The sequence below is a fragment of the Pengzhenrongella sp. genome, from assembly GCF_036565025.1.
Taxonomy (GTDB): domain Bacteria; phylum Actinomycetota; class Actinomycetes; order Actinomycetales; family Cellulomonadaceae; genus Pengzhenrongella.
In genome coordinates this window covers 1-9,032 of the sequence record NZ_DATCNW010000110.1, presented here as the reverse complement: position 1 = coordinate 9,032, position 9,032 = coordinate 1, and the positions used below count along the sequence as shown (strand labels likewise).

At 69.4% G+C, this 9,032-nt stretch carries 10 protein-coding genes; 5 read left to right on the top strand and 5 right to left on the bottom strand.

Going from position 1 to position 9,032, the window contains the following annotated elements:
* Positions 1-170 precede the first annotated feature (170 nt).
* Both VIM26_RS06135 and VIM26_RS06130 read right to left on the bottom strand, forming a co-directional pair.
* Positions 171-1,061, bottom strand: coding sequence for a transglutaminase family protein (locus VIM26_RS06135; protein ID WP_331949466.1), 891 nt, complete (start codon positions 1,059-1,061; stop codon positions 171-173).
* Positions 1,058-1,882 carry a transglutaminase family protein gene (locus VIM26_RS06130; protein ID WP_331949465.1) on the bottom strand — a complete coding sequence of 275 codons (825 nt, stop codon included), beginning with the start codon at positions 1,880-1,882 and terminating at the stop codon, positions 1,058-1,060. The genes VIM26_RS06135 and VIM26_RS06130 overlap by 4 nt, the downstream gene beginning before the upstream one ends.
* 77 nt (positions 1,883-1,959) lie before the next feature.
* On the opposite strand from VIM26_RS06130, the gene VIM26_RS06125 reads away from it, so the two are divergent.
* From VIM26_RS06125 to VIM26_RS06110, 4 genes are read left to right on the top strand one after another with little or no spacing between them, the layout of a single operon-like run.
* A complete protein-coding gene (locus VIM26_RS06125; protein ID WP_414696453.1) occupies positions 1,960-3,516 on the top strand; it encodes a circularly permuted type 2 ATP-grasp protein in 1,557 nt (518 codons plus the stop codon).
* The gene (locus tag VIM26_RS06120; RefSeq protein ID WP_331949464.1) at positions 3,510-4,448 is read left to right on the top strand and encodes an alpha-E domain-containing protein; all 939 of its coding nucleotides are present in this window, start codon (positions 3,510-3,512) and stop codon (positions 4,446-4,448) included. Before VIM26_RS06125 ends, VIM26_RS06120 begins: the two co-directional genes overlap by 7 nt.
* Positions 4,445-5,296 carry a transglutaminase family protein gene (locus VIM26_RS06115; RefSeq protein WP_331949463.1) on the top strand — a complete coding sequence of 284 codons (852 nt, stop codon included), beginning with the start codon at positions 4,445-4,447 and terminating at the stop codon, positions 5,294-5,296. The genes VIM26_RS06120 and VIM26_RS06115 overlap by 4 nt, the downstream gene beginning before the upstream one ends.
* 22 nt (positions 5,297-5,318) lie before the next feature.
* Positions 5,319-5,825 carry a histidine phosphatase family protein gene (locus VIM26_RS06110; protein WP_331949462.1) on the top strand — a complete coding sequence of 169 codons (507 nt, stop codon included), beginning with the start codon at positions 5,319-5,321 and terminating at the stop codon, positions 5,823-5,825.
* Positions 5,826-5,847: 22 nt separating this feature from the next.
* Here the strand turns inward: VIM26_RS06110 and VIM26_RS06105 are convergent, their stop codons facing one another.
* Positions 5,848-7,191: an adenylate/guanylate cyclase domain-containing protein gene (locus VIM26_RS06105; RefSeq protein ID WP_331949461.1), complete on the bottom strand. Its 1,344-nt coding sequence runs from the start codon at positions 7,189-7,191 to the stop codon at positions 5,848-5,850.
* A 135-nt stretch (positions 7,192-7,326) separates the two neighbouring features.
* On the opposite strand from VIM26_RS06105, the gene VIM26_RS06100 reads away from it, so the two are divergent.
* Positions 7,327-8,049, top strand: a complete 723-nt coding sequence (locus tag VIM26_RS06100; RefSeq protein ID WP_331949460.1) for a VOC family protein — start codon at positions 7,327-7,329, stop codon at positions 8,047-8,049.
* Positions 8,050-8,087: 38 nt separating this feature from the next.
* Here the strand turns inward: VIM26_RS06100 and VIM26_RS06095 are convergent, their stop codons facing one another.
* Together VIM26_RS06095 and VIM26_RS26995 are read right to left on the bottom strand one after the other, a co-directional pair.
* Entirely contained in the window at positions 8,088-8,567 is a 480-nt protein-coding gene (locus VIM26_RS06095) for a tRNA (cytidine(34)-2'-O)-methyltransferase (RefSeq protein WP_331949459.1), read from the bottom strand.
* An 86-nt stretch (positions 8,568-8,653) separates the two neighbouring features.
* Entirely contained in the window at positions 8,654-8,908 is a 255-nt protein-coding gene (locus tag VIM26_RS26995) for an HNH endonuclease signature motif containing protein (protein WP_414696452.1), read from the bottom strand.
* Positions 8,909-9,032 lie beyond the last annotated feature (124 nt).

Genomic DNA, 9,032 nt, shown 5'->3' with positions numbered 1-9,032 from the left:
CTGTCGCTGGTGTTACAAGCACTGGATCAGATTGAAACCGACTGGCCGACGTGGCGGGCCGGCCCATCCGCGCGCTGCCTACTCACGCGAGCGACAGCCCTGGCCGGGCTGTGGTCCTAACTGTGCAGGCCCTTGGCGCGCCCACCCGACCTTGATCACGACGCGCTGAATCAGGTGGCGACCGTGACGCCCAGCTGCTTGTCGGCCGTCAGCCGGCCGCGGCCGGCGCCTACGAACCGGCCGGAGGTGGGAGCGACGTCGGCGTAGTCCCGCCCGGCCGCCACGGAAAAATGCCGCGAGCCGGCCCGGCAGCCGTTGCAGGGGTCGAATGCCACTGCCCGCGCCCGGTCGCCATCAGCCACGACGACCTCGACCCAGGCGTGCGAACCGCTGTCGCCTAGCAGGTGACCCGAGATGTACCTTGCCGGCACTCCGGCAGCCCGGCACGCCGCGAGCGCCACGTGGGCGTGGTCCTGGCATACGCCGCGGCCGCCGGCGAACGCCTCGGCAGCGGTCGTCGAGGGGGAGGTGACACCGAACTCGTAGGTGATCGCAGCACGGACCTGCGCACAGCAGTGCTCGGCGAACTCGAGGTGATCGGCGTAGGCGGCTCGGGCATCCGCCGCCAGATCCCGGATCGCCTCGTTAGCGGTGGTCAACCGGGTGGGCCGAACCAGCCGTCGATCGCTCAGCGCGGACAATGGCAGCACCGCGTCTACCCGTGGACCAGTCCGCTCCACCACCGCGGCGACGGCGAACTCGATCGATGCCGGCACCACGTCGACGCCCACCTGGACCACCAGGTTGCCGTAAGCGTCGCGACGGTTGCAGACGCGCGCATCCGGAACGGAGACTTCGACGCTGTGCAGACGTCGGCGCAGGTTGCCGTGCCGGGCCCGCGGGACGACGACGAGCCGGTGTTCGAGGTGGTAGGCGGGGCGGTCGTAGTCATAGCGAAAGCGCTGGCGCAGGACGTAGGTGACCCGTTGGGCGGCATCGAGATCCAGCCCGCCGGCGTCCAGCAGCGGACGGTCGAGTTGGGCGCGTGCCTCTTGCGTCATCCCGCCCCCGCCACCTCATCGGACCAGACCGTCATGGCCTTGAGCACCGGCGCGCCGTACGTCGTGACCATGGCCACGTCGAGCGCGTCCCGGCCGCGTCCGATGACGACCCGCCCCTTGCGCGGCTGGTTGTTGCGCGGGTCGAAGGTCCACCACCGGTCACCGAGGTAGACCTCCATCCAGGCCGCGAAGTCCATCTCGGCGGGCGGCAGCACGACGTCCATGTCCGGCAGGTAGCCGAAGACGTAGCGGGCCGGGATGTTCAGCGCCCGGCAGAAGGAGATCGCCAGGTGGGCGTAGTCGCGGCAGACGCCCTGCCGTGACTCGTGCACGTCGGCAGCTGTGGTCAGGGGCGTGCTGGTGCCGTAGCCGAACTCCAGATGGCCGTTGACGTGCTCGACGATCGCCTGCACCCTGCGGTAGCCGGGCTGCTGCGCGCCGAACAGCCGCCAGGCCTCGTCGGCCAGGACGTCGGGCAGCACGTAGCGGCTGGGCAGCGTGTAATGAAGTGCGTCGTCCGGCAGGTCCGTCACCGCTGTCTCCGCGACGTCGAGGTCGACCTCCTCGGTGGCGTCAGGCACCGCGACGAGCGCGTCGTAGCGCACGGTGGACGCCCCCGCCGGCAGATTCAGCCGCTGGCAGCCGTTGCCGTACAGGTCTGTGTAACCGTGCCGCTCCACCTGCGGTGTGGTCTCCCACGCGTGCCGCATGAGGGTCGCCGGTCCGCCTTCGTAGGGCTGCACCTGGAACACGGCGGGGGTCTCGATGGCGGAGTCGTACCCGAACTCGCAACCGACCCGAAGATGCCGCAGGGAGCCCATGGGGGGAATGCTGCCCTTCCGTTGTTACCGACCGGTTACGAAGCCCGGCCGTAACAGGCTTCTGGTAGGACTTGACGATGGGGAGTCTCTTCGACGGCTATCACAGCGTGGCCTACGACGAGATGTTCGACGGTGACGGCGCGCCGCACGCGCACACCAAGGCGTTGTTCGACGCACTGCAGTTGCTCTCGAGTGCCGACCTCGAGGAGCGGGTGGCCGTCCTGGACCGCAGCCTGCGCGACCAGGGCATCACCTTCTCGCGCGCTGGGCAGGAGTGGATCTTCCCGCTCGACGTGATCCCCCGGCTGATCCCGGCGGCGGAGTGGGAGCTGATCGAGGCGGGGGTGATCCAGCGGGTGCGGGCCCTGGAGGCCTTTCTCGCCGACGTCTACGGCCCCCGGACCGTCCTCGCCGACGGCATCGTGCCGCACTCCTTGGTGTCCACCTCGACGACCTTCTACCGTGCGGCCGCCGGGCTGGAACCCGCCAACGGCGTGCGGGTGCACATGGCCGGCATCGACCTCGTCCGCGACGGCGAGGGCGTGCTGCGGGTCCTGGAAGACAACGTGCGGGTGCCCTCCGGCATCTCCTATGTCGTGGAGAACCGCCGCACGATGGCGCGGGTCTTCCCCGGGCTGTTCCTCGAGCAGGAGGTGCAGCCGGTCGCCGGCCACGTCGCGCTGCTCGTCGCGGCGCTGCGGTCCGCCGCACCGGCAGGCGTCGACGACCCCACAGTCGTGCTGCTCACCCCCGGCGTCTACAACTCCGCCTACTTCGAGCACGCCTTCCTCGCCCGCAAGATGGGCATCGAGTTGGTCGAGGGCCGCGACCTGTTCTGCCGCGACAACGTGCTCTATATGCGTACGACGAGCGGAGAGCGCAGGGTCCACGTCCTCTACCGCCGGGTCGATGACGACTACCTCGATCCGGTGCACTTCCGCGGGGACTCGGTGGTCGGCTGCCCGGGTGTGCTCAACGCCGCACGAGCCGGCAACGTCACCATCGCCAACGCGGTGGGCAACGGCGTGGCAGATGACAAGCTGACCTACACCTACCTGCCGGCGCTCATCGAGTACTACCTCGGTGAGCGGCCGGTCCTGCCAAACGTGACCACCTACCGGCTGGACGAGCCCGACGTGCTCCACGACTGCCTGGCCCGGCTCGACGAGCTCGTGCTCAAGCCGGTCGACGGTTCCGGCGGGTACGGACTGATGATCGGACCGCAGGCGACTGAGGCCGAGCTTGCGGCGACCCGAGCGGACGTGCTCGCCAATCCGCGGGGCTGGATCGCGCAGGAGGTGGTGATGCTGTCGACCTCGCCGTCGCTCGACGGTGACCGGCTCGCGCCTCGGCACGTCGACCTGCGACCGTTCGCCATCAATGACGGCGGGCAGGTGCGTGTCCTTCCCGGTGGGCTGACCCGGGTGGCCCTGCGTCCGGGCAGCCTCATCGTCAACTCCAGCCAGGGTGGCGGGTCGAAGGACACCTGGGTACTGACGACGAGGCCCGTCCGGGATGCCGAGCCTAACTGGCCGGCGACGCTGCCCGCACCCGCCGTCAAGGCCAGCGCACCCGACCTCGGGCCGCGCTCGGACCAACCGCAACAGCAGCAGCAGGGCTGCCGCACGTGCTGAGCCGGGTCGCCGAGGCGTTGTTCTGGGTCGGGCGCTATGTCGAGCGCGCCGAGGACACCGCCCGGCTGCTCGACGTGCACTTCCACCAGGTCGTCGCGGACCCCGCCACCGACGAGGGCGAGACCTGTCGCGTCCTCGCCGCCGTGATGGGCGTGGACGCCGACACACCGAAGGACATCCGCGAGACCCTGGAGGTCCTCGGCTATCAGGCCGACAACCCCAGCTCCATCGTCGGCGCCCTGCACGCCGCACGGCAGAACGCCCGCGGTGTCCGGGAGTCACTTTCCGGCGACATCTGGGAGTGCCTCAACACCACTCACAACGAGCTTCCCCAGCGGATCGAGGCCGCCCGGGCGTTCGGTCCTGCACCGTTCTTCTCCTATGTGCGGCACCGGGCGGCCATGCTCTCCGGGCACGCCGACGCGACGATGAGCCGCGACCATGGCTTCGACTTCCTGGTGCTCGGGCGCAGCGTGGAGCGGGTCGACATGACCGCCCGCCTGCTGGCCGCCACCGTCAGCACGCCCTCGCCCGAGGACGGGTGGCTCGCCACGCTGCGGGCCTGCTCGGCCCACGAGGCGTACCTGCGGACCTACCAGCGCGGCGTCGAACCGCAGCTCGTCCTGGAGTTTCTGCTGCTGGACCGCCTGTTCCCCCGCTCGGTGTTTCACGCCGTGGTCGTCGGCGAGGAAGCCCTGACCCGGCTCGACCCCACCGCGGGCCGGGTGGGAGCCGGGAACGAAGCGCGCCGAGCGATCGGCCGTACCCGCACCGATCTGGAGTTCCTGCCCGCTGAGCTGGTCTTCGAGGACCTGCCGAAACGCCTGCACGACCTGCAGACGGTGATGTCGGAGGTCAGCGACGCGGTCAGCCGCCGGTTCTTCGGCGGTTCCGCGACGATCGGCTGGAGCCTCGAGGAGTCGCTGCGATGAGCTGGCGGATCGCGGTGCGCCATCGCACCGGCTACCACTACTCCACCCCGGTCCGCGCCTCCTACAACGAGGCGAGGATGGCACCGGCCTCCAGCCGGGGACAGCACACGTTGGAGTCCCGCCTCGACGTCATGCCCGGAACGCGGCCGCTTCGCTACGTCGACTACTGGGGCACCCTGGTTGACGCCTTCGACGTGCACGTCGCGCACACCGAGCTGGTCGTCACTGCATCCTCGGTCGTGGAGACCGCAGGCGTGCTCGACCCGCCGCCTGCGGTCGGGTGGGCTGCGGTCACGGCTGCGGAGGTGGCTGATCGCTACGCCGAGCTGCTCGCGCCGTCACGATACGTCTGCTTCGAGCCGGAGGTGACGGCGGCGGGGGCGGCGCTCGCGGCCGAGCACCCGCCCGCCGAGGCCGGCCTGCACGCGGTTGCCTGGTCGCACGAGCAGCTCGCCTACGAGCGGGGCCCGACCGATGTGCACACCACCTCGGCGCAAGCCCGCGTAGCCGGCAAGGGAGTCTGCCAGGACTACACGCACCTCACCCTCGCGGTCCTGCGGGCGATGGGGCTACCGGCTCGGTACGTGTCTGGTTACCTCTACCCGGCTGCCAGCGATACCGCCAGCACGGTCGGAGCGAGCACAAGCGGCGAGAGCCACGCATGGGTGGAGTTCTGGTCCGGGGACTGGGTACCCGCTGACCCGACCAGCCTCGCTGCCGTCGGGGAGCGACATGTCGTCGTCGCCCGCGGCCGTGACTACGCCGACGTCCGGCCGCTGTCCGGGGTCTACCACGGCCCTCCGGCGGAGTCGCTCGGGGTAGAGGTGGAGCTCACTCGTCTTCGCTGAGGACGGGTGGGAAACTCGGGGAATGACGACGCGTCGGCTCGTGCTCGTACGGCACGCCAAGGCGGCCGGCGGTGCCGTCGACGCCGAACGGCCGCTCGCCGCGCGTGGCGCGAGGGACGCGGTCGCGCTCGGCGAGTGGATCGTCCGGCACTCGCTGGTACCGGACCGGGTTGCCGTATCGCCGGCCCGCCGGGCCGCAGAGACGTGGGAGCACGCCGCAGCGGTACTCATGGCCGGATCACCGTCGTTCGTCGACGAGCGGATCTACGTCAACACCGTCGACGCGCTGCTCGCGGTCATCCACGACATCCCGCCCGAGGTGCAGACGCTCGCGTTGGTCGGGCACAACCCGTCCATCGCAGAACTCGCGAGCGTCCTCGCCGACGGCGACGGGGACGCCAGCGCGCGGGGAGAACTTGCCCACGGCTACCCGACCAGCGCGGTCGCGGTATTCGCCGTACACACCCCATGGCTGCAGCTCGAGCCGAGCTCGGCCACCTTGACGCACTTCAGCGCCCCACGCGGCTGACCGGCTCGCCCGTCGCTCCTTCCTAGCGCACGACGGCGAACAACCGCCAGTCGCCGGGGACGCCCTTGAGTTGATGTTCGCCCCGATCGAGCAAGACCCGACTGGACCCGGCCACGAGTTCTCGGACCGTCGAGGACACCAGGATCTCGCCGGCCGCCGCCTGGGCCGACACGCGCGCCCCGATGTGGACGACCATGCCGGCGATGTCGGCACCGCGCACCTCGATCTCGCCGGCGTGCAGCCCGGCCCGCAGCTCGAGCCCGATGGAAGAAACGGATTCGAGGATCGATTCGGCGCACTCGATCGCCCTGCTGGGGCTGGTGAACGTGGCGAGGAAGCCGTCCCCGACGGTGTTGACCTCGGTGCCGTGATAGCGCTCGAGCTCGCGGCGAACCAGCCGGTCATGCTGGTCGAGCAGATCACGCCAGTGCTGATCACCCAGCCGCGACGCCAAGTCCGTCGAACCGACGATGTCGGTGAACAACACGGTGGCCAGCACCCGGTCGACGTCCGAACCGCCACGGGCGCCGGTGAGGAACTCCTCGACCTCGTCCAGCATCCGGCTCGTGTCACCGACCCAGTACAGGGTGTCGGCGCCGGGCAACTCGAGATACTTGGCCCCGGGCACATGTCGGGCCAGGTAGCGACCGTGCTCGACGGTGATGAACTTGTTGTCGACCCGATGCATGATCAACGTCGGCACGGAGATCTGCGGCAACAGGTCACGGACGTCGGAGTGAGCTATCACGCTCGTAACGGCTCGCGCCATCGACGGGCTCGCCGCCCGGTTGCCGGAGCGGTCCCACCACGAACGGAACACGCCGTCGCCGGCCACGCTCGGCGCGACGATCGCCAGAGCGTCGAAACCCTGCTCGAGCGCGTCGGCCGCTACGCCGACGCTGAGGAACGGATCGACGTAGCTGCTCGCCACGCCCGCCGGATAGTCCGGTGCCCACATGGCCCGTGCTGAGCCATTGACCAGGACAAGACTCTGCACCACGTCCGGATGTCTGGCTGCCAGGATGATCCCCTCCACGCTGGACATACTGGGGGCGAAGACGGCTGCTCGCCGGGATCCCACTGCGTCCAGCACCGACAGCGCGTCCGCGGCCCAGAGCTCGGACGTCAGTGTCTGCGGCGGCACGTGGTCGGACAGTCCCATGCCGCGCAGGTCGAACCTGATCACCCGGCAGAACGAGGCCAGCCGACGCTGAAAGCGCGCCATGCCGCGCTCGTCGTCGACGCAGTCGATCGGCACGGCGGCGCCCGCGAACATCAGCAAGTCCACCGGGCCGTCGCCGAGAACCTGGTAGGCGATGTCTATGTCGCCGCTCTTGGCGTAGCGAGTTTTCGGCGCGGCAACCACGGCATGAGATTAGCGCTGTGCGAGGCCGCCGCCTGCCGGTGATCAACACGCCGAGGGTATGGCTGTGGGCATGTTCCCGGGATGTTGATCAATCGCGGTGCTCGCAATGTCGGTAACGACTGCGATGCTGAGCGCATGAACGACCTCGACTCGAGCGCCCCGCTCTCGCGGACGGCTGCCTCCCGTTCCGTCGAAGCGATCGGGTGGCGCTACTTGCTCGCCACGCTGTGCACCTCCGTGGCGGTGACGTCGTTCGACCAGGCGATACGGATCGCAGCCGAGGTGGCCGCGGCGTGCGGCGACGACAGCAACCGGCATCTACGCATCGACCTGCGCTCCGACCGCGTCGAACTGTCGCTGCAGACTCGCGAGGTCGCTGCCGTCACCGGCCGCGACGTGGAGCTGGCGCACAGCATCTCCAGCGCCGTGGCCCGGCTCGACGCCGTCACCGCCGGCGTTACGAGTGCCGAGCTGGGACGGCCGGTGCAGATGCTCGAGATGGCGATAGACGCCCTCGACATACCGGCGATCCGTCCGTTCTGGAGGGCCGTGATGGCCTACGCCGACGAGCCTGGCAGCCACGGCCCCGAGGACGCAATCGTCGACCCCACCGGGCAGCTGCCGGCTATCTGGTTTCAGCAGATGGATGCACCGCGCCTGCAGCGCAACCGGGTGCACTTCGACAGCACGGTCTCGCACGATGAGGCCGAGGCACGGGTGCGGGCGGCGCTCGACGCCGGCGGCGTGCTGGTGGACGACTCGTACGCCCGGTCGTTCTGGGTACTTGCCGACGTCGAGGGCAACGAGGTGTGCGTCTGCACTTGGACCGACCGCGACGAGCGCGACTCCGACGACTGACCGCCACGAACGGTGACCTAAGAGCCCCGCTCGGCAGGCTAGTCAACCTCGGGCGCGAGTGCGCCGGCGAAGCCCTGTTGACGCCATGCTTCATAGCTGGCGATTGCCGCCGAGTTCGACAGGTTCAGCGAACGGCGCCCGGCGAGCATCGGGATCCGCACCCGGTCCGTGACGTTCGGATCGGCCAGCACCTCCTGGGCCAGCCCGGTCGACTCGGGGCCGAACATCAGGACGTCGCCCGGACGGTAGGCGATATCGGCATACGAGGTGCGTCCGCTGGCCGTGAACGCATACACCCGGGCAGGCAGGACCGCGGCCCACAGGTGCGCGAGCGTCGGATGCAACGTGACGGTCGCGAGGTCGTGGTAGTCCAGGCCAGCACGGCGCAGCTTTGCGTCGGTCATCGTGAAACCCAGTGGCTCGACGAGATGTAGGTGGGATCCGGTGACCGCGACCAAGCGGATGGCGTTGCCGGTGTTGGGCGGGATGCGCGGCTCGACGAAGACGATGTGGAACACAGGTCAGAGGATGCTCTCCGAGGGACGGATCTGGCGCGGACAGTGAATGTTGTCTCCGGGTCGTGCACGTCCGCGCGCCGACCGGGTTAGAAGGGCGGGTCGGGATCGGCGTCGGTCGCTGCGGCTAGTTCGGTGGTGCGATCGACCGGATAGGTCGCGGGTGGTTCGGTGTATCGGTGCCCGGTCGGCGACCTCCATTCGATCGCGCCGTCGGGTAGTCGTCGCGGGGTCCATCCGGCGTCGTGTTTGGCGTGGTGATGTCGGCGGCACAGGCACTCGATGTTCGTCTCGCTGGTGGTGCCGCCTTGTTCCCACGGGGTGCGGTGGATGCTCCTATGCACTGTCAAGCGCCCCGGCGAGGTTCGGGAGATCGGTCTTGAGGGCGATGTAGAGCTCTCGGACGACGGCGCGTTTGAGGCAGCGGATGATCTCTTTCTTGGTTTTGCCTTCGGTGGTGCGACGCTC

What these genes read in the sequence shown, in the direction of transcription:
- VIM26_RS06135 (WP_331949466.1), bottom strand. Translation starts at nt 1,061, where the DNA reads ATGACGCAAGAGGCACGCGCCCAACTCGACCGTCCGCTGCTGGACGCC.
- VIM26_RS06130 (WP_331949465.1), bottom strand. Translation starts at nt 1,882, where the DNA reads ATGGGCTCCCTGCGGCATCTTCGGGTCGGTTGCGAGTTCGGGTACGAC.
- VIM26_RS06125 (WP_414696453.1), top strand. Translation starts at nt 1,960, where the DNA reads ATGGGGAGTCTCTTCGACGGCTATCACAGCGTGGCCTACGACGAGATG.
- VIM26_RS06115 (WP_331949463.1), top strand. Translation starts at nt 4,445, where the DNA reads ATGAGCTGGCGGATCGCGGTGCGCCATCGCACCGGCTACCACTACTCC.
- VIM26_RS06110 (WP_331949462.1), top strand. Translation starts at nt 5,319, where the DNA reads ATGACGACGCGTCGGCTCGTGCTCGTACGGCACGCCAAGGCGGCCGGC.
- VIM26_RS06100 (WP_331949460.1), top strand. Translation starts at nt 7,327, where the DNA reads ATGAACGACCTCGACTCGAGCGCCCCGCTCTCGCGGACGGCTGCCTCC.